Below are 19805 nucleotides of genomic sequence, written 5' to 3' on the forward strand. Positions count from 1 at the left end.
GAAGGAGTTGTAGACGTGCTGTTCGGACGCGGCAAGAACGCCAAGCTGACGGCCGAGGACCCCACGGTCCTCGGTGCCCCTCGGCGGCGCCCCGAGCCAGACAAGAGCGGCTACGGCCGCCCCGAGAAGGGGCCCTTTGACGCGAGCGAGAAGGATACGGCAGTCGGCTACGTTGACCTCGGCGCGATCCTCATCCGGCCCATCGAGGGCCTCCAGATCCGGCTCGAGGTCGAGGAGGCGACCCGCCGGGTCGTCGCCGTCACCATGGACCTCAACGGTTCGAGCCTTCAGGTCCAGGCTTTCGCCGCGCCGCGCAGCGAGGGACTGTGGGGAGAGATCCGGGCGCAGATCGCCCAGTCGGTCGAGAGCCAAGGCGGCACTGTCGAGGAGGTCGAGGGGAGCTTCGGCCCCGAACTCGTCGCGAAGCTTCCGACGTCGATGGCGGATGGCCGCCGGGGACACCGGGTTGCGCACTTCATGGGCGTCGACGGCCCACGGTGGTTCCTCCGTGGCGTCATCTCGGGCCATGCCACGTCGGACCGAGCCGCGGCCGCGGAGCTCGAGGAGCTCTTCCGCTCGGTCGTCGTCGACCGCGGCGAATCGCCGCTCCCGCCGAGCGAACTCCTGCCCCTGCGTCTGCCCGTCGACCAGACAGAGGGCGACGCCGCGCCCAACCAGGCTCCGAGCGCGCCGGAGCGCGGCCCGGAGATCACGCATCTTGGCTGACGGCCCCATCGCGATCCCGTTCGACTTCTCGCGCCTCCCGGACCGCGGTCAGGTCCAAGGAGAAGGCGTCATCCGCTCGGTCACGTTCGTTCCGCCGTCCGAGGCGCCCAGCTTCAGCGCGGTCATCGAATCGGGAGACGCCCCCCGCGCCGGGCGCGGCCCCGCCGTCCGCCTCATCTGGCTGGGCCGGCGGCGCCTGCGCGGCATCAGCGCGGGCACGGCGCTCCGGTTCTCCGGGATGCTCTCGACCCACCGCGGCGAGCCGACCATCTACAACCCCCGCTACGAGATCCTCGCGAAGGAAGACTAAGAGGAGGCAGCCATGGGCCGTGCCGCAGAACCCGAGCAGAACGAGGGCCAGGAACCCGGACGGTCGGGCCTCGCCCGCGAGATGGCGAGCGCGTACGCCGCGAATGCGGGGCTCCATCGCCACGACGACGGCCGCATCGACGTGCTCCGCAGCGCGGGCGGAATCCGCGGCATCGTCGAGAGCGTGCTCCCGGCTCTCGTCTTCCTCGTTGTGTTCACGGTCCTCAACGACCTCGTGCTCTCCGCCGTCCTCTCGGTCGCCGTCGCGGCCGTCTTCGTCGTCGTCCGGCTGGTCGGCCGCTCGACCCTCACCCAGGCGTTCGCGGGCATCGTCGGCATCGGCGTGTCCGCGGCCCTAGCCCTCTTCACGGGGAAGGCCGAGAACTTCTACGTCACGGGATTCATCACGAACGCGGCATACATTCTCGCGCTCGCGGTGTCGATCGCAGTCCGCTGGCCGCTCGTCGGCGTCCTGTTCGGGTTCCTGCGCAACGAGGGCGTCCGCTGGCGCGAGAGCGCGGGGCGGTCCCGGCAGTACCGGATCGGCACGTGGATCATGCTCGCGGTGCTCGCGCTGCGGCTCGTCGTCGAAGTGCCTCTCTACCTCATGGGCGGCGCCGGGCTCGTGGCCCTCGGGGCGATGCGCCTCATCCTCGGGGTGCCGCTCTACGCGCTCGGCCTCTGGCTCGCGTGGCTCGTGACGCGCCCCATTCCGGGCACTCGGTAGAGGATCGCGGCGGGACCCTCGGCCCTATCCGACCTAGCTCCCGAACCCTAGTCTCAGGGCATGGAGAACCAGGCGCTCCGGATCATCTTCTCGCTGTTTGTGGGGGTACTGTTCGCTCTGCTCGTGGCATTCGGCATCCAGGCGTTCTATCCGCAGCCCGAACTCCTGCCCTCGATGGGGACCGCGGACGACTACGGCTCGTACCGGCTCGCGCTCGAGGCCTACAACCGTGTGGTCTCCGCGGTGATCGCGGGCATCGCGTTCGTACCGATAGCGGTGAGCGCTGTCGCGCCGACCCGTGCCGCGGTGATCGCCGACGGGATCCTCTACGGCGGACTGTTTACCCTGCTCTATGCGGCAGGACGCGGTGTCGCGTCCGCTGAGACCGCCGGCAGCTTCGCCGCCGTGGCTGGGGTTCTTCTGGCCGCACTCGCCCTGGGGCACGTGCTCACGCAGGGCTGGCCGTGGAAGCGTGTGAGATGGCTTCGCCGGGCCCCGACGGGCGGGGATCGGGCCGCCTTGACGGTGATCTTTCCCCTCATAGCGGGCGTCCTGATCACCTTCTCGGCGTCCTTGGGCATTCAGTCGTTCTACCCGCCTCCCGAGCCGCCCTACGGGCCGGCTGAGCAGTCAGGTCAGGCGTTCGTGGACGCGACGGCGCTCTACGGCCGAAACCTTGGAGTCATCGCCACGATCGTCGGATTCCTTCTCCTCGCAACAGGCTTCGTCTTCGCTAGGACGTCGCCGATCACGTCCGACAGCCTGTTCTCCGGGGGCCTCTTCACCCTGATCTTCGCAGCCGTCCGCTCGACTGGGAGCCACTCGGCGCTCAGCTTCTATGTCGTGGCCGCAGGTTATCTCATCGCGCTCGCGGCGGGTCACCTGCGCCTCGCTGAAGTCCGGTGGAGGCTCCGCAGGGCTGCCAAGGCTCCTGCGAGCAGGATGCTGGCGCTGGTCTTCCCGCTGGGTGCAGGCGTCCTGACGGTTGCAGCGTTCGAGCTCGGCATCGATGCCTACTACCCCAGCCCGAGCGGCGGTCCCGTCAGTGCGTGGGCGCGCACCGTGAGCGTGATTGCCACGGTCGTCGCTGTCGTGCTGTGGGCCGCGAGCTTCGCGCTCGGCAAGGCCTCGCCGTCGTCCGCGAACGCGCTGCTGCTCGGAGGACTCCTGTCCTTGGTCTTCGGGGTCGTCCCGGCTGCCATGACCGGTCAGCAGGCGACGGTGTTCATCGCCCTCGCAGTCGCGCTCGCGGTCGTCCTCTTCGTGGGGTATCGGCGGTTCGCCGACCGGCAACATCGCCGGACGCCGCCAACTCCACCGACTCCGCCGGCGATCACGGCGTGATAGGCCGCGGCGTCAGCCGTCGAAGCCGTCGTCTTCGCCCTCGTCTGAAACGAGTTCCTCGGACTCCTCGCCGTTGCCGGGGGAAAGGAGAAGGCGCAGCTCGTCCTCGGCGGCGATTGTCGAGACGAAGAAGAGCTCGTCGCGGTGATCGATGACGTCGTCGACGCTCGGCGCGATGGGCGCCTGGTCCCGCAGGATCGCCACGAGGGTCGCGTCCGAGGGCCAGTCGATCTGGCCGACGGTGCGCCCGATGAGAACCGAGCCGTGCGGCACCGTGAACTCGACGAGCGACGCGACGCCGGTCTGGAGCGTCAGGAGCCGCACGACGTCGCCGATCTCGACGGCTTCCTCGACGAGCGCGGTCATGAGCCGCGGCGTGTTGACCGCGACATCGACTCCCCACGAGCCGTCGAACATCCAGTCGTTCTTGGGATTGTTGACCCGGCCGACCGTGCGGCCCACGCCGAACTCGGTCTTGGCGAGGAGGGAGACGACGAGGTTGACCTTGTCGTCGCCGGTCGCCGCGACGACGACGTCGGCGGCGTCCACCTGTGCCTCTTTCAGCGTCGTGAGCTCGCAAGCGTCGCCGATGAGCCATTTCGCGCCTCTAAGCCCGCTCCGTCCGATGACCTCGGGCTTGGGGTCGATGAGCAGCACCTCGTGCCGGTGGGCGAGGAGCTCGCGCGCGATAGAGGAGCCGACGCTTCCGGCGCCCGCGATGATGACCTTCACATGCCCTCCTTCACGGGCGGCGCGGCGAGGATGCGGGCCACTTCGGGCGAATCGCCGAGTCGCATCATGACGTGGATCGTGTCGCCTTCCTGGTAGCTCGTTCCGGGGGCCGGGAGGGTTCCCTCACCGAACCGGGTCAGGTAGGCGACCCGGACAGGTGCAGCCTTCTCGATCGCCGCGACGGGCTGGCCCAGCCACGACGGGTCGAGGTCCACCTCGGTGAGGACGAGCCGACCCGAGGCATCGCGGAAGTCTCCTGCGATCCCGGCCTCGGGGAGGATGCGGCGCAGCACCTGGTCCGCGCTCCAGCGGACGGCGGCGACGGTCGGGATGCCGAGGCGCTGGTAGATCTCGGCGCGGCCCGGATCGTAGATGCGGGCGACGACGTGCGGCACGTGGAACGTCTCTCGCGCGACGCGCGTCGCGAGGATGTTCGAATTGTCGCCGCTCGAGACCGCGGCGAACGCGTAGGCGTCCTCGATGCCCGCCTGCTTCATCGTGTCGCGGTCGAAGCCGATGCCCGTGACCTTCCGGCCGCCGAACGTCCGGCGAAGCCGGCGGAACGCCCTGTCGTCCTGGTCGATGATCGCCACGGAATGGCCAGAGTCCTCGAGCGTGTGGGCGAGGGAGACGCCGACGCGCCCGCACCCCATGATCACGTAATGCGCCACGCGTGCTCCTTGCGTCCTACGGCCGGCGCGCAGCCGGCCCAGCCTTCCGTGCATGGAGGCTCGGAACCAATCTATCGAATCCTCGTGCGGTCGCGGCGCTTCCCTCCAAGGCCCGGACTATGACTTGCCGCGCGCAGCGCATACCGTGTCAGAGTGCTGCAGATACTCAACGCGGTGAAACGGGTGCTCGTCGGGCGGCCCTACCGCAACGACCGGATGAGCCACACGCTCCTGCCGAAGCGGATCGCCCTCCCGATCTTCGCCTCGGACGCGCTCTCGTCCGTCGCGTACGCGCCCGATGAGATCCTCCTCACGCTTGCCCTCGCGGGTGTGGGCGCCGTCGCGCTCTCCCCGTGGGTCGGCATCGCGGTGATGCTCGTGCTCCTCACCGTCGTCGCGTCGTATCGGCAGAACGTGCACGCGTATCCCTCGGGGGGCGGAGACTACGAGATCGCGACGACGAATCTCGGCCGCTTTGCGGGGCTCACCGTTGCATCGGCTCTACTCGTCGACTACGTCCTGACGGTCGCGGTCTCGATGTCCTCGGCCGCGAGCTACCTCACGACCGCGCTGCCGTTCCTCGAGGGGCAGCAGGCGACGATCGCCGTCGTCGGCGTCGTGATCTTGGCGCTCGTCAACCTCCGGGGCGTCAAGGAAGCGGGGACAGTCTTCGCAGCACCGACCTACATCTTCATGGCCTCGATTCTCGGCATGACCCTCGTGGGGCTCGTGCAGTTCCTCACGGGCAACCTCAAGCCAGCGGCGAGCGCGGCCTTCGAGATCGTGCCGTCCCCGGACTTCGACCAGGGGCTCGTGGGCCTCGCGGGCGGATTCCTCCTGCTGCGCGCGTTCTCCTCGGGTGCCGCTGCCCTCACGGGCGTCGAGGCCATCAGCAACGGCGTCCCGAACTTCAAGCCGCCCAAGAGCGACAATGCCGCGAAGACTCTGCTCGCCCTCGGCTTGGTCGCGGCGAGCATGCTCGCGGGAATCCTGTTCCTCGCGAACGCGACCCACGTCCATCTCGCCCAGGATCCCACCACGGAGCTCCGGCAGAACGGCCAGCCGCTCTCGGCCGACTATGTCCAGACGCCGGCCATCGGCCAGATCGCGGACGCGGTCTTCGGGGGCGGGAGCATCGCCTTCTACATCGTCGTCGCGGCGACGGGCGTCATCCTCGTCTTCGCGTCCAACACGGCCTTCAATGGCTTCCCCATCCTCGGCTCGATCCTTGCCCAGGACGGCTACCTCCCACGGCAGCTGCGCACGCGCGGCGACCGCCTCGCGTTCAGCAACGGGGTGCTCGCGCTCGCGGCCGGCGCGCTCGTGCTCATCGTCGCGTTCGACGCCGATGTCACGAAGCTCATCCAGCTCTACATCGTGGGGGTGTTCGTCTCGTTCACGTCGAGCCAGTTCGGCATGATCCGGCACTGGACGCGTGAGCTCAAACGGGTCAAGGACCGCCACGTCCGCCAGCGTATGATGCGCTCGCGCGTCGTGAACACGATCGGCTTCGGCATGACCGCGACCGTGCTCGTCATTGTGCTCATCACGAAGTTCGAGCATGGCGCGTGGATCGCGATCCTCGCGATGTTCATCCTCTTCCTCATCATGTGGAGCATCCGTGCGCACTACGACAAGGTGGCCCGCGAGCTCGCGGTCGGGGACGACGCCTCGGCGCGCGCGCTCCCGAGCCGCGTCCACGCCGTCCTCCTCGTCTCCCACGTGCGCAAGCCCGTGCTGCGCGCGCTGGCGTATGCGCGCGCTTCGCGCCCGTCCCGGCTCGACGCCGTCACGGTGGACATCAGCCCCGAGGAGACCGCGCAGACGGTGGCCGACTGGGAGAAGCTCGCCATCCCCGTGCCGCTCACGGTCCTCGCCAGCCCGTTCCGCGAAACCGTGACGCCTCTCCTCGACTACATCGACGGCATGCGCCGCGAGTCTCCGCGCGACCTCATCGTCGTCTACATCCCCGAGTACGTCGTCGGGAAGTGGTGGGAGCAGCTCGTCCACAACCAGACGGCGCTCCGGATCAAGGCGCGCCTGCATTTCGAGCCCGGAGTCATGGTCGCGAGCGTGCCGTGGCAGCTCAAGTCGTCGGAGCACGCACGGAGGCTGCAGGAGCTATGAGCGACCTCCTCGAACTGCAGCTTGGGCCCATCGCGCACGGCGGGCACACTGTCGCGCGCCATGAGGGCCGCGTCGTCTTCGTGCGCCACGGCCTTCCGGGCGAGGCCGTCCGCGTGCGGCTCACGGAAGCCGAGGAGGGTAAGACCTTCTGGCGGGGCGACGTCGTCGACGTGATCGAGGCCTCGCCGGCCCGCCGCCCGCACGTGTGGGCCCCCGCAGATGCGCTCGCAGCCTACGCGGAGGGGCGCCTCCCGGTGGGCGGCGCCGAGTTCGGCCACATCGAGCTTGCCGAGCAGCGGCGGCTCAAGGCCGCCGTCGTGCGCGAGCAGCTGGCGCGGCTCGCGCACCTCGAGCTCGATGTCGAGGTCGAGGCCGTGCCCGCCGAGGCGCCCCGTGCGGACGCCGGCACAGCCGACGACGGCGGTCTCCACTGGCGCACGCGCTGCAGTTTCGCGGTCGACGGCGATGGGCGGCTTGCGATGCATGCGCACCGCTCGACCGAGACGGTCGCCGTGCACGATATGCCGCTTGCTGTGGACGCGATCTCGCGCCTCGGGCTCTGGGGCGTCGATCTGGCCGGCGTCGAGCGGGTCGAGGTGGCTGCACCCGCGTCCGGGACATCGCCGCTTGTCGTGTTCACGCTCGCCGAGGAGCTCCCGTCGACGAGGCTCAGGGAACTTGTCGAGGGCGTGGACCTGGGCGCTTCCGTGAGCGCCGTCGGGCCGCGTGGAAAGGCGCCGCTCACGCTCCGGGGCCACGGCTCGGTCGCTGAGGAAGCCGCGGGATATCACTACACGGTGACCGGCGAGGGGTTCTGGCAGATCCATCGCAAGGCGCCCGAGACCCTCATGGAAGCGGTGCTCGGCGCCGTCGGCCCTGTTCTCGGCGCCGGCGCGACGGCCGCGGACCTGTACGCCGGTGCCGGGCTGTTCACGGCCCCGCTCGCGGCGGCCGTCGGGCCGTCCGGCTTCGTCCTCTCGGTCGAGGGCTCGCCCGGGACGAGCCGGGACGCCCGTCGGACGTTCAAGCGGCACCGGCACGTCGACGTCGTCCAAGGGCGTGTAGAGCGTGTCCTGCGGCAGCACTCGGGGGAGCGGTTCGACGCCGTCGTGCTCGATCCGCCTCGTGCCGGGGCGGGCCGTGAGGTCGTCCGCCAGCTCGTGGATGCTGCGCCCGGCGCCGTCGCGTATGTCGCGTGTGATCCCGCGTCGTTCGCACGGGACCTCGGCTGGTTCCTCGAGGCCGGGTGGCGGCTCGAGTGGCTGCGGGCGTTCGACTTGTATCCGCAGACCCACCACGTAGAGACTGTCGCGCTGCTGCGGCCCGGCAGGTAGCCGCTCGGATCAGGGTGGGGGAGGGGGCGGACTGTCGCGCTGCTGCGGCCCGGCAGGTAGCCCCTCGCGTCACAGAACTGGCCCCGTCGCCTTGTCCGGAGGCCAGAACTAGGATGGGGCGTGGCGCTGGGAGCCAGGGCGCGGCGGGCGCAAGCTAGCTTAGGCTCACCTAACTAGCAACGGCCCTTCCGCGCGGCAAAGATGGCAGTGTTGCGAGAGGAGTGGTGCATTGAGCACTGTGGACAGCTTCGGATCCAAGGGCGTACTGAACGTCGGCGGCACCGATTACGAAATTTTCCGACTGAGCGCCGTCGAGGGGTCGGAATCCCTCCCGTTCAGCCTCAAGGTTCTGCTCGAGAACCTTCTCCGCACCGAGGACGGTGCCAACATCACCGCGGACCACGTTCGGGCCTTGGCGGGCTGGGACCCTGCAGCGCAGCCGAACACGGAGATCCAGTTCACGCCGGCGCGCGTCATCATGCAGGACTTCACAGGTGTTCCGTGCGTGGTTGACCTTGCCACTATGCGCGAGGCGATCAAGGACCTCGGCGGTGATCCCGAGCGCGTGAACCCGCTCGCGCCGGCCGAGCTCGTCATCGACCACTCCGTGCAGATCGACGTGTTCGGCAACGCCGGCGCGATCGAGCGGAACATGGAGATCGAGTACCAGCGCAACGGCGAGCGGTATCAGTTCCTCCGTTGGGGCCAGACGGCGTTCGAGGACTTCAAGGTCGTCCCGCCGGGCATGGGCATCGTGCACCAGGTCAACATCGAGTACCTTGCGCGCACGATCATGACGCGCGAGGTCGAGACTGCCGAGGGCAAGGTCCTCCGTGCGTACCCCGACACGCTCGTCGGCACCGACTCGCACACGACGATGGTCAACGGCCTGGGCGTCCTCGGCTGGGGCGTCGGCGGCATCGAGGCCGAGGCTGCCATGCTCGGCCAGCCCGTCTCGATGCTCATCCCGCGCGTCGTCGGCTTCAAGCTCTCGGGCTCGATCCCGGCCGGCGCCACTGCGACCGACGTCGTCCTCACGATCACCGAGATGCTGCGCAAGCACGGCGTGGTCGGCAAGTTCGTCGAGTTCTACGGCGAGGGCGTCGCGGAGGTCCCGCTCGCGAACCGCGCGACGATCGGCAACATGAGCCCCGAGTTCGGCTCGACCGCCGCGATCTTCCCGATCGACCAGGTCACGCTCGACTACCTGCGCCTCACCGGCCGCTCCGAGGAGAACCTCGCCCTCGTCGAGGCGTACACGAAGGAGCAGGGCCTCTGGCACGACGCCTCGCACGAGCCGCGCTTCTCGGAGTACCTCGAGCTCGACCTCTCCACGGTCGTCCCGTCGATCTCCGGCCCGAAGCGGCCGCAGGACCGCATCGAGCTCTCGGACGCGAAGGAGCAGTTCCGCAAGGACCTGTACAACTACGTCCAGATCGGCGACGGCCACGTCGAGGACGGCAGCGTCGACGAGACGATCGACGAGTCCTTCCCGGCCTCCGATGCCCCCACGACGACCGAAGCGGACAGCCACGTCCACGAGACAGCACGCCTCGCGAACCCGATCGAATCGGCTGCGAGCGGTGCCTTCGGCCGCCCGTCGCAGCCGGTTCACGTGAAGATGGAGGACGGCCGCGAGTTCGAGCTCGACCACGGCGCGGTGACGATCTCGTCGATCACTTCGTGCACCAACACGTCGAACCCCTCCGTCATGCTCGCCGCTGCGATCCTCGCCCGCAACGCCGTCGAGAAGGGCCTTGCGTCCAAGCCGTGGGTCAAGACCTCGGTGGCCCCCGGCTCGAAGGTCGTCACGGACTACTACGAGAAGTCGGGCCTCGTCCCGTACCTCGAGAAGCTCGGCTTCTACACGGTCGGCTACGGCTGCACGACTTGCATCGGCAACTCGGGCCCGCTCGAGCCGGAGATCTCGGAGGCCGTCCAGGCCAACGACCTCTCCGTCACGTCGGTGCTCTCGGGCAACCGCAACTTCGAGGGCCGCATCAACCCGGACGTGAAGATGAACTACCTCGCGTCCCCGCCGCTCGTGATCGCTTACGCCCTCGCCGGCACGATGGACTTCGACTTCGACGCGGAGCCCCTCGGCCAGGATCAGGACGGCAGCGACGTGTTCCTCAAGGACATCTGGCCGAACCCGATCGAGGTCCAGCAGGTCATGGACGCCTCGATCGACCAGGACATGTTCACGAAGTCCTATGCGACGATCTTCGACGGCGACGAGCGCTGGCGTTCGCTGCCCACCCCGACTGGCTCGACCTTCGAGTGGAGCGACGACTCGACCTACGTCCGGAAGCCCCCGTACTTCGAGGGCATGAAAGCGCAGCCGGACGCGGTCTCGGACATCGCTGGCGCGCGCGTGCTCCTCAAGCTCGGCGACTCGGTGACGACCGACCACATCTCGCCGGCCGGCTCGTTCAAGTCGGACACCCCCGCGGGCCAGTACCTCCTCGCCCACGGTGTCGAGCGCAAGGACTTCAACTCCTACGGCTCGCGCCGCGGCAACCACGAGGTCATGATCCGCGGCACGTTCGCGAACATCCGCATCAAGAACCAGCTCTTGGACGGCGTCGAGGGCGGCTTCACGAAGGACTTCACGCAGGACGGCGCTCCGCAGGCTTACGTCTACGACGCCGCGATGAACTACCAGGCGGCCGGCACGCCGCTTGTGATCCTCGCGGGCAAGGAGTACGGCTCGGGCTCGTCCCGCGACTGGGCCGCGAAGGGCACGGCCCTTCTGGGCGTCAAGGCCGTCATCGCCGAGAGCTACGAGCGCATCCACCGCTCGAACCTCATCGGCATGGGCGTCCTCCCGCTGCAGTTCCCCGAGGGCGAGTCCGCGGCGACCATCGGCCTCACGGGCAACGAGGTGTTCTCGATCCAGGGGATCACGCAGCTCAACGACGGCACGACGCCGCGGACCGTCACGGTGACCGCGACGGCGGAGGAGGGCACCGCGAAGTCCTTCGACGCCGTCGTGCGCATCGACACGCCCGGCGAGGCGGACTACTACCGCAACGGCGGCATCCTGCAGTACGTCCTGCGCCAGATCTCGGCGAAGTGACGCGGTAGCGCACGGCCACCCGCGGGCTGCTCCGTCCACTCGGGGGCCCTCACCAGACGGTGGGGGCCCTCGCCCGTTCCCGGCCCGATTCCTGGACTGATTCCCGAGCCTCCGAAGCCCAAGCGCTACAGTGGGTTGAGCACGATTCGAGCAAGGAGCCGCCGTTGGGCATTCTGGAGAGCATTCGGGGACCGAAGGACCTCGACCGACTCGCCTCCCACGAACTGACGGATCTGGCCGAAGAGATCCGCCAGTTCCTCATCCGCAACGTGGCCCAGACCGGGGGCCATCTGGGCCCCAATCTCGGAGTCGTGGAGCTCACGCTCGCGATCCACCGCATCTTCGACTCGCCGCGCGACAGCATCGTCTTCGACACGGGGCACCAGTCCTACGTGCACAAGCTGCTCACGGGGCGGCAGGACTTCTCGACGCTGCGCCAGCAGGGCGGCCTCTCCGGCTATCCGTCGCGCTCCGAGAGCGAGCACGACATCGTCGAGTCCTCGCACGCGTCGTCGTCGCTCTCGTGGGCAGATGGCATCTCGAAGGCGCGCAAGCTCACCGGCCAAGGCGACCGGTATGTCGTCGTCGTCGTGGGGGACGGCGCGCTCACGGGCGGCATGGCGTGGGAGGCCCTCAACAACATCGCCGCGGACAAGGACCGCCGCGTCGTCATCGTCGTCAATGACAACGGACGCTCGTACGCTCCGACCGTCGGCGGACTCGCCGACTATCTCGCCTCGCTCCGGCCGGCGATCGATGCCGTGCGCACGGCTCCCGCGTACGAGGGTGCGCTCGAGTTCTGGAAGAAGCGACTCCAGGAGGGCGGCCCCGTGGGCCGCTTCGCCTACAAGAGCCTCCATGCCGCGAAGAAGGGCGTCAAGGACTGGTGGGCGCCGCAGGGTATGTTCGAAGATCTCGGGCTCAAGTACCTCGGCCCCGTCGACGGCCACGATGAGAAGGCCCTCGAGCACGCCCTCGCGACCGCCAAGAATTTCGCAGGCCCCGTCATCGTCCACGCGATCACCGAGAAGGGGCGCGGCTATGCGCCCGCGCGGGCCGACGAGGCGGACCAGTTCCACGCCGTGGGCGTCATCGACCCGGACACGGGCCAGCCCGTCTCGGCGGGCGGAGCGGCCTCGTGGACGAGCGTGTTCGCGGACGAGATCGCCGCGATCGCGGACGAGCGGCCCGACGTCGTGGGGATTACGGGCGCGATGCTCATCCCCGTGGGCCTGCACAAGTTCGCCGCGCGGCACCCCGAACGGGTCTTCGACGTCGGCATCGCCGAGCAGCACGCCGTCACGAGCGCGGCGGGCATGGCATTCGGCGGCCTGCATCCGGTCGTCGCCGTGTATTCGACGTTCCTCAACCGTGCCTACGACCAGCTCCTCATGGACGTCGCGCTGCACAAGGCCGGCGTCACGATCGTCCTCGACCGCGCCGGAGTGACCGGCCCGGACGGAGCGAGCCACCACGGCCAGTGGGACATGGCGCTCGTCCAGAGCGTCCCTGGCCTGCACCTCGCCGCCCCGCGCGACGCGACGCGTCTCCGCGAGGAGCTCCGCGAGGCGGTCGCGATCTCCGACGCCCCGAGCGTCGTGCGCTTCTCGAAGGGGACCGTGGGCCCGGAGACGGAGGCCGTCGAGCGCCTCGCGGACGGCGTCGACATCCTGCGCCGGCTGGGCTCGAGCGGGCCGGGGCAGCCCGGACGCGACGTCCTCCTCGTCGCCGTGGGCGCCATGAGCGATCTCGCGCTCGACGTCGCCGAGCGGCTCGATCGCCAGGGGATCAGCTCCACGGTCGTGGATCCCCGCTGGGTCCTCCCGGTGCCGAAGAGCGTCATCAGCCTCGCGGCCGAGCATCGCATCGTCGTGTGCCTCGAGGATGGCGTACGCGCGGGCGGCGTCGGCTCGCGGATCCGGCAGGAGATGCGCGCGGAGGGCGTCGACACGGCGCTCAACGAAGTGGGCCTCCCGGCCGAGTTCCTCGACCACGGGACGCGTTCGGAGGTCCTCGCCCGCGTCGGGCTCACGGGCCAGCAGATCACGCATGACATCGTCGCCCAGGTGCTCGGCACCAAGGTCCCGTTCGCACGCCCCCTCCCGGGAAAGTCCGCACCGCGGACCGGAAGCCTCCCGCAGCTGTGAGGCCCGACGCGACGTCCGCCGGGGAATGGCCCGACGGCGACCTCCCACGCGAGGGGGAGCTCGTCGTCGCCCGCAACCGCAAGTGGGACGGAAGCGCCCACTGGGTGGTCCCGGGGTTCCACCTCGGCGACGACGAGCACGGTGCGTGGATCTACCAGGGCCGGGGGGAGTTCATCTCCCGGCCGGGCGTTGCCCTCCACACCCTCTCCGACGCCGTCCTGCTCGTGCCCCGCGAGGGGAAGTTCGCCGCGACGTTCTACGATGACGAGAACCCGGGCGAATTCCGGGTGTACGTCGACCTCGCGTGGGACCTCTCGTGGCGCCGGATCAGGCCGTCCTCGGCCGAACGGAAGGGCGCCGTCGAGTTCCACATGATCGACATGGACCTCGACGTGATCCGCTCCGCGACCCGCGGCGTGTTCGTGGACGACGAGGACGAGTTCGAGGAGCACCGCACGAGCATGGCGTACCCCCCGTGGCTCGTGAGCGCCGTGCGCGAGGAATGCGCGCGGCTGTACGACGCCGTGCGGCGCGGGGCAGGCCCGTTCGACGGCGTGGCTGACACTTGGCTTGCCGCGGGGCGGCAGCACACACGAGAGGACCGTTCATGAGCTTCCTGCGCGTCTACCGCCGCCGCACCGACGGCACTTTGGAATTCAGGGAGGCGTGGCACGACGACGAGGCGGCGCAGTTCGTGGTGAACCACGGCACCGTGGGGCACGTCTCGACGTCGAAGGCCACGGACGACGTCGATGCTGCCGCCGGCGGCGCGCTTCTCGAAGCCTTCGCTGCCCAGTGCGGCGAGGACGGGTATGCGGAGATCCCCGAGTCGGAGCAGCACCGGGTCGTGGCCCAGTTCTCGCTCAAGTCTCAGGACGGGACGGATCGGGACCGGTTCCTCGAGCGTCAGGCCGTCAGCGCCCTCACGGCTCATCTGGCGTGGCGGGGCCTCGGAACGGTCGAGGGCAGCACGCTGGGGTCCGGCAAGCTCACGATCTTCACGCGCTGCGTCGAGCCCTCCACCGCGGTCGCGGCCGTCAAGACCTGCCTGCGCGAGGCGACGAGCGATTTCACGAAGCTCTCGATCGCCGTCGCTGGTCCGGATGCACCCGACGCATTCAAGCTCAAGCACGCGCCCGCGGGAGTCCGCAGCTTCTCGCTCTGACGGGTGCACTGCCCCCGATGGGCCCGAGTAGGCTGGCGCTATGACTGACTACCGCCGCCTCGGCCGCTCAGGCCTGACCGTCTCGACCGTCGGCCTCGGGTGCAACAATCTGGGCCGTGCAAACACCCCGACCGAGTCGCAGGAGGGGACTGACGCCGTCGTCCACGCCGCTATCGATGCGGGAATCACGCTCTTCGATGTCGCGGACGTCTACGGGAAGACACCCGGCCTGAGCGAGGAGATGCTCGGGCGAGCGCTCAAGGGCCGGCGGGACGACGTCATCGTCGCGACCAAGTTCGGCATGGACATGCACGGCGCGAACGGCAAGGACTTCGGCGCACGCGGCTCGCGCCGTTACATCCAGCAGGCCGTCGAGGCCTCCCTGCGCCGCCTCGACACGGACTGGATCGACCTGTACCAGTTCCACACGCCGGACCCCGAGACGCCGATCGAGGAGACGCTCTCCGCCCTCGACGACCTCGTCCGCGAGGGAAAGGTGCGCTACATCGGCCACTCGAACCGTGCGGGGTGGCAGATTGCCGAGGCCGAGTTCGTCGCGCGCATGGGCGGCTACACGCCGTTCATCTCGAGCCAGAACCACTACAACCTCCTCGACCGCCGCGCCGAGCTCGAGGTGACGGAGGCGGCGGAGGCGTACGGGCTCGGCGTCCTGCCCTACTTCCCGCTCGCCAACGGCCTGTTGACAGGAAAATACTCGCGGGGCGTCGCCCCGGAGGGCTCGCGCCTCTCGCACTCGCGGACCAACCTCGTCCACGACGCCGACTGGGACCAGCTCGACCGTTTCTCGGCGTTCGCCGAGGAGCGTGGCCTGACCGAGCTCCAGGTCGCGTTCTCGTGGCTCGCGGCGCAGCCCTCGGTCGCGAGCGTCATCGCGGGCGCCACGCGGCCCGAGCAGATCCGCGAGAACGCCGAGGCTGCCTCGTGGCAGCCGAGCACCGAGGACCTCGCGGAACTCGACGAGATCTTCCCTCGGACGCCCAAGGTCGCCCTGTTCTAGGCCGGCGCCTTCCCAAGGGAGTCCCATGCACGACGCTTCACGGCCCGTCCCGCACGAGCCGAGCCGCGAACCCGCGGCGATCCTCCTCGACTGCGATACGGGCATCGATGACGCGCTCGCGCTCATCTACCTGTGCAGTCAGCCGCACGTCGAGCTCGTCGCCGTCACGAGCACGCCCGGAAACGTGGCCGCCGAGCAGGTGGCGCGCAACAACCTGGCCCTCCTCGAGCTGTGCGGGCGGGCGGACACCCCCGTGGCCATCGGCGCGAGGTCGCCGCTCCGCGTCCCGCTCGTCACGACACCAGAGACCCACGGGCCCCAGGGAATCGGCTACGCCGAGCTCCCCGCTGCGCGCCGCACACACCACGCTCGGGACGCCGTCGAACTCTGGGTCGAGGCCGCCCGGGCGCGCCCCGGCGAGCTCACGGCGCTCCTCACGGCGCCGCTCACGAACTTCGCGCTCGCCCTGCGCGCCGAGCCGCGGCTCCCCGAGCTGCTCCGGCGAACCGTCATCATGGGCGGTTCGTACTACTACCAGGGCAACACGACGCCGACGGCCGAATGGAACACCCACGTGGATCCGCACGCCGCGGCCGAGGTCTTCGCGGCGTTCGCGGGCCAGCCAGAGGAACGGCTCCCGATCGTGTGCGCGCTCGAGACGACGGAGCGGATCGAGCTGCATCCGCGCCACGTCGCGGCGCTCGCCGAGGCCGCCGGGTGCGCCGAGCCCGAGCTCGTGCTCCCGGACCAGCCGGAGGGGCTGCGGAGCCGGGCCTCGAATCCGCTCGTGCGGCACATGAGCGACATGCTGCGGTTCTACTTCGAATTCCACCGCCGCTACGACCAGGGCTATGCTGCCCACATCCACGACTACTTCGCGGCGAGCGTCGCGGCCGATAGCGCGTGGTACGAGACCCGGGCGGCGACCGTGCACGTCGAGACGCAGGCACCGCGGCTCCTGGGGACCACCGTGGCCGACTACCGTGGGCTCTGGGGCGAGCCCGCCACCGCGCGGATCGTGAGCGGCAACCGACCCGACGAGGCGTTCGCAGAACTCGTCCTCTCGGTCGGGGCGCTCGCGCGGAGGCTCGGCTAGACTCGCAAACGGGCCCCCACGAGGGACCTCCGCCGAGGTGACATGAGGCGGAACCCAGTCCATCCGCAGCATCGAAGGCCGCCATCGAGGCCTTCCCACCATCGAAGGACAATGCCCGTCATGTCACATCAGCTCACGGTTGATGCGCCTCGCCGTTCGCCCCTGAGGGTCGTTCTCACGATCCTCGGCGTCGCGGCCGTCGTCGCGACCTACGCATTCCTCATCGTGTCCGAGCCGGCCGACGTCGTGAACGGGCCCACCGCTTCCTCGGCGCTCGTGGCGCTCGTCGGCTTCGGCCTCGCCATGGTGCTGCTCTTCGCAGGGATCCTTCCGACGCTGCCGACCACGACACTTGCCCTCATCCCGGTCGCGCTCGTCCTCAACATCGTGCTCGGCCAGTTCGTCGGAAGCACGCTCATCCCGATCTACCTCGACTCGATCGGCACCGTGCTTGTGGGCTTTCTCGCCGGTCCCTCGGCCGGTGCCGCGACGGGGTTGCTCAGCAACCTCGTGTGGTCGTTCTTCAACCCGTCAGTTCTCCCGTTCGCCGCCGGCGCGGCGGCCATCGGCGCTCTGGCCGGTGTCGCGGCCCGACTTGGCGTCGTTCGCAGGTTCTACCTGGTGCCGATCGCGGGTCTCGTCACGGGCTTCGTCGCGGCGGCCATCGCGGCGCCCATAGCGGTCATCGTCTTCGGCGGAACCGCGACAGGCGCCACGGGGGCGGTCATCGCGCTCTTCCGCGCTGCCGGGGACAGCCTCGTCCAATCTGTCACGACCGGCGCCTTCACGTCGGATCTGCCCGACAAGCTCGTGACGTTCTCCGTGGCGGCCGCGCTCGCGTACGCGCTCCCGCGGCGCAGCACGCAGCGCTTCGAGTTCGTCCGCCGGTACCGCGTGCTCGCGGGCGCGAAGCGCCAAGGGGAGACGGTGGGCCCCAAGGCGGCACCGGCTGCCTGAGTTTCCCGCGCAGCATCCCGAGCCGGGCGACGCCGCTGACCCCGGCAGCCGCTCGGCTCCGACGAGGCGCCTGAATCCCCTCACGGGGCTTGTCCTTGCGGGCTCCGGGGCGGTCGCGTGCCTCGCGTGGGCGCACTGGGCCGTGTGGCTCGCGGTGCTCGCGGCCTCCGTCGGCGCCGCTGCGGCGGGTCGGGTGCTAGGGAAGGCCGTGGCCGCGGCGCTCGTTGTCGTCGTGCCGTTCGCCCTGTGGGCCCTTGCGATCCATGGCCTGTTCTTCCCCGAGGGGCACACTGTTCTTGCGTCGTTCGGCCCCGCGCGTGTCACCGCGGAGGGGCTCGAGTACGCGGGCGGCATCGTCCTGCGCACGGCGGCGCTCGTCGTTGTCATGCTCGCATTCTCGACGTGGGTCGAGATACCCGTGCTCCGAGCGGCGCTCGTGCGCCGCGGCGTCCCGGCGCAGCTCGGGTACGTGCTCGCGACGGCGCTCGGCCTCGCGTCCACCGTCGCGGAGCGCCTCGAACGGATCCGCGAGGCGCAGGAGGCGCGCGGGCTCGTCGTGCGGAAGAGCCTCGGAGGCCGGTTCGTGGCAGCGCGGCTCCAAGTGGTTCCTCTCGTTCTTCAGCTCGTCGACGAGGCCGGCGAACGGGCCGCAGCGCTTGAGGCGCGCGGCCAGACGCTCCCGGGCCGCCGCACATCGTACGTTGACGAGCCGGACTCGCGCGGCCAGCGCGTCCTCCGGTGGGTCCTCGCGATGGGGAGCCTCGCCGTCGTCCTTGCCGTCGTGGTTTCCGCCGTCGCCCGCGTTCTCGGGGGCGGGCGATGACTCCGGTACTCACGGTGCACGTGCGCCGCTTCGCATACGACGACGCCGGGCCGGCGGCCGTCCGCGATGTGCGCCTCGCGCTCGGGCCGGGTTCGCTCATCGCGGTGCTCGGCGCGTCCGGGAGCGGCAAGTCGACGCTCGCGAAGGTCATCGCGGGGTGGGCGCTCCACGGGGGCCACGCGCGCTTCGACGGCACGCTCGAGCTCGCCCCCGGACCGCAGGGAACCGGGGGACGGCTCGAGTTCGCAGGTGGCCGCGACGATCCGCGGCTGCGGCTCGGCGCGTGGGGCGAACGCGTCGCCTACGTGCCGCAGCGTGCCGCCGATCTGCTGACGGGAGCGGCCGCGAGCGTTGGGGAGGAGCTCGCGTTCTCGCTTGAGCAGCGCGGAGTCGAGCGTGGCGAGATGCGCGACCGCGTGCGTCGGGCCGCTCACGCCGTGGGAATCGAGGAGCTTCTGGGCAGGCATCCCGGTCGGCTGTCGGGCGGCGAGCAGCGTCGTCTCGCGCTCGGCTGCGCGCTCGTGGAACGGCCGGACGTCGTAGTGCTCGACGAGCCGTCCGCGTCGCTCGACACGGCTGGGGCCGAGGCACTCGCCGAGATCGTCGCCGGGCTGCGCGCGGGCGGGGCGGCGGTCGTCGTGACCGCGGCCGCCGTCGACGGACTCGTCCGGCAAGCAGACCGGTGCCTCCTGCTCGACGGCGGAACCGTGGCCGCCGAGGGCACACCGGACGACGTGCTCGCGTCGGCCGCGTTCGCAGACTCGGGGGCGGCGGGCCACGGCGAGGTGACTGGCGGCCCGGCAGCCGGCTCCGAGGCTCCCGCGGCTGGCGCCCCGCTCGCCGCCCTCGAGGACGTGACGTTCGCCTACACGGCGCGCGGGTCTGGCCTGGCCCCGCGAGCAGTGCTCGACGGCGCGTCCCTCGAGGCCCGCGCGGGCCAAGTGGTCGCGCTCACGGGGCCGAACGGAGCCGGCAAGTCTACCGCGCTGCGGCACTTCGCGGGGCTCGCGCGGCCGTCGTCTGGGACGGTCCGGATCGGCGGGGCGGACATCGCGGGCGTCCCGGCAGGGCGTGTTGCCGCGACGGTCGGGACGCTTTTCCAGGAGCCCCGGGACCAGCTGTTTGAGAGGACTGCGCTTCGCGAGGTTTCGTTCGGCCTCCGCGCCCTGAGCCTCTCTCGGGATACGGCGCGCGCGCGGGCAGTCGAGGCGCTCGACGCCGTCGGGCTCGTTCAGAAGGCAGACGTGCACCCCTACGAGCTCTCCGCGTCCGAGCAGCGACTCCTCGCTCTCGCGACCGTCCTCGCGCGCCGTCCCCGCGTCCTGCTGCTCGACGAGCCGACCGTGGGCCTCGATCGGTTCGGGCTCGAGAAGCTCGAGTCCGCGGTGCGCTCGGCCGCTCGGGCTGGCGCCGCCGTCGTCCTCTCGACCCACGCGCTCGCGTGGGCCCGCGGCATCTCCCACCGGGTCTTCGCGCTCGACGCCGGCCGCTTCGCGACGGCCTGACCGCGGGTCGGGTAGGGTCGAAGCGCCGAGCCGCTGTGTGGCGCG

General features: G+C 70.1%; 17 protein-coding genes. 15 read left to right on the forward strand and 2 right to left on the reverse strand.

The genetic code is table 11. The annotated features are described in order from the left end of the window. Window positions 1-15 precede the first annotated feature (15 nt). Genes SPF06_RS06015 through SPF06_RS06030 form a run of 4 tightly spaced genes read left to right on the forward strand, consistent with a single transcriptional unit; the run spans window position 16 to window position 3106 of the window. Window positions 16-726, forward strand: a complete 711-nt coding sequence (locus tag SPF06_RS06015) for a DUF3710 domain-containing protein (RefSeq protein ID WP_323278096.1) — start codon at window positions 16-18, stop codon at window positions 724-726. Beyond that, on the forward strand, window positions 719-1036 hold the full coding sequence (locus SPF06_RS06020) for an OB-fold nucleic acid binding domain-containing protein (RefSeq protein ID WP_323278097.1): 318 nt from the start codon (window positions 719-721) through the stop codon (window positions 1034-1036). The genes SPF06_RS06015 and SPF06_RS06020 overlap by 8 nt, the downstream gene beginning before the upstream one ends. Before the next feature lie 12 nt (window positions 1037-1048). Further along, a complete protein-coding gene (locus tag SPF06_RS06025) occupies window positions 1049-1762 on the forward strand; it encodes a DUF3159 domain-containing protein (RefSeq protein ID WP_323278098.1) in 714 nt (237 codons plus the stop codon). Window positions 1763-1822: 60 nt separating this feature from the next. Further along, window positions 1823-3106, forward strand: coding sequence for a hypothetical protein (locus tag SPF06_RS06030; protein WP_323278100.1), 1284 nt, complete (start codon window positions 1823-1825; stop codon window positions 3104-3106). A gap of 12 nt (window positions 3107-3118) precedes the next feature. On the opposite strand, the gene SPF06_RS06035 is transcribed toward SPF06_RS06030, so the two are convergent. Both SPF06_RS06035 and SPF06_RS06040 read right to left on the reverse strand, forming a co-directional pair. Beyond that, a complete protein-coding gene (locus tag SPF06_RS06035) occupies window positions 3119-3838 on the reverse strand; it encodes a potassium channel family protein (protein WP_323278101.1) in 720 nt (239 codons plus the stop codon). Next, on the reverse strand, window positions 3835-4509 hold the full coding sequence (locus tag SPF06_RS06040; protein ID WP_323278102.1) for a potassium channel family protein: 675 nt from the start codon (window positions 4507-4509) through the stop codon (window positions 3835-3837). Before SPF06_RS06040 ends, SPF06_RS06035 begins: the two co-directional genes overlap by 4 nt. A 153-nt stretch (window positions 4510-4662) precedes the next feature. Between SPF06_RS06040 and SPF06_RS06045 the strand changes: the two genes are divergently transcribed. The 11 genes from SPF06_RS06045 to SPF06_RS06095 all read left to right on the forward strand — a co-directional run bounded on the left by SPF06_RS06045 (window position 4663) and on the right by SPF06_RS06095 (window position 19760). Further along, the gene (locus SPF06_RS06045; protein ID WP_323278104.1) at window positions 4663-6636 is read left to right on the forward strand and encodes an APC family permease; all 1974 of its coding nucleotides are present in this window, start codon (window positions 4663-4665) and stop codon (window positions 6634-6636) included. Then, entirely contained in the window at window positions 6633-7970 is a 1338-nt protein-coding gene (locus SPF06_RS06050; protein WP_323278106.1) for a class I SAM-dependent RNA methyltransferase, read from the forward strand. Before SPF06_RS06045 ends, SPF06_RS06050 begins: the two co-directional genes overlap by 4 nt. A 229-nt stretch (window positions 7971-8199) precedes the next feature. Continuing rightward, window positions 8200-11049: an aconitate hydratase gene (locus tag SPF06_RS06055; RefSeq protein ID WP_323278108.1), complete on the forward strand. Its 2850-nt coding sequence runs from the start codon at window positions 8200-8202 to the stop codon at window positions 11047-11049. A gap of 164 nt (window positions 11050-11213) precedes the next feature. Next, window positions 11214-13196: a 1-deoxy-D-xylulose-5-phosphate synthase gene (gene dxs, locus SPF06_RS06060; protein WP_323278109.1), complete on the forward strand. Its 1983-nt coding sequence runs from the start codon at window positions 11214-11216 to the stop codon at window positions 13194-13196. Next, entirely contained in the window at window positions 13193-13807 is a 615-nt protein-coding gene (locus SPF06_RS06065; RefSeq protein ID WP_323278110.1) for a DUF402 domain-containing protein, read from the forward strand. The genes dxs and SPF06_RS06065 overlap by 4 nt, the downstream gene beginning before the upstream one ends. After that, window positions 13804-14361 (forward strand): hypothetical protein, encoded by a 558-nt coding sequence (locus SPF06_RS06070; RefSeq protein WP_323278111.1) that lies wholly within the window; start codon window positions 13804-13806, stop codon window positions 14359-14361. Before SPF06_RS06065 ends, SPF06_RS06070 begins: the two co-directional genes overlap by 4 nt. Before the next feature lie 40 nt (window positions 14362-14401). Then, window positions 14402-15379 carry an aldo/keto reductase gene (locus SPF06_RS06075; RefSeq protein ID WP_323278112.1) on the forward strand — a complete coding sequence of 326 codons (978 nt, stop codon included), beginning with the start codon at window positions 14402-14404 and terminating at the stop codon, window positions 15377-15379. Window positions 15380-15404: 25 nt separating this feature from the next. Beyond that, window positions 15405-16475: a nucleoside hydrolase gene (locus SPF06_RS06080; protein ID WP_323278113.1), complete on the forward strand. Its 1071-nt coding sequence runs from the start codon at window positions 15405-15407 to the stop codon at window positions 16473-16475. Window positions 16476-16595: 120 nt separating this feature from the next. Then, window positions 16596-17432, forward strand: coding sequence for an ECF transporter S component (locus SPF06_RS06085; protein ID WP_323278114.1), 837 nt, complete (start codon window positions 16596-16598; stop codon window positions 17430-17432). A 70-nt stretch (window positions 17433-17502) separates the two neighbouring features. Beyond that, window positions 17503-18255, forward strand: a complete 753-nt coding sequence (locus tag SPF06_RS06090; protein WP_323278286.1) for an energy-coupling factor transporter transmembrane component T — start codon at window positions 17503-17505, stop codon at window positions 18253-18255. Further along, on the forward strand, window positions 18252-19760 hold the full coding sequence (locus SPF06_RS06095) for an ABC transporter ATP-binding protein (RefSeq protein WP_323278115.1): 1509 nt from the start codon (window positions 18252-18254) through the stop codon (window positions 19758-19760). Before SPF06_RS06090 ends, SPF06_RS06095 begins: the two co-directional genes overlap by 4 nt. The last annotated feature ends 45 nt before the right edge of the window (window positions 19761-19805 follow it).

Origin of the sequence: Sinomonas terricola (assembly GCF_034931225.1) — a bacterium.
GTDB lineage: Bacteria > Actinomycetota > Actinomycetes > Actinomycetales > Micrococcaceae > Sinomonas > Sinomonas terricola.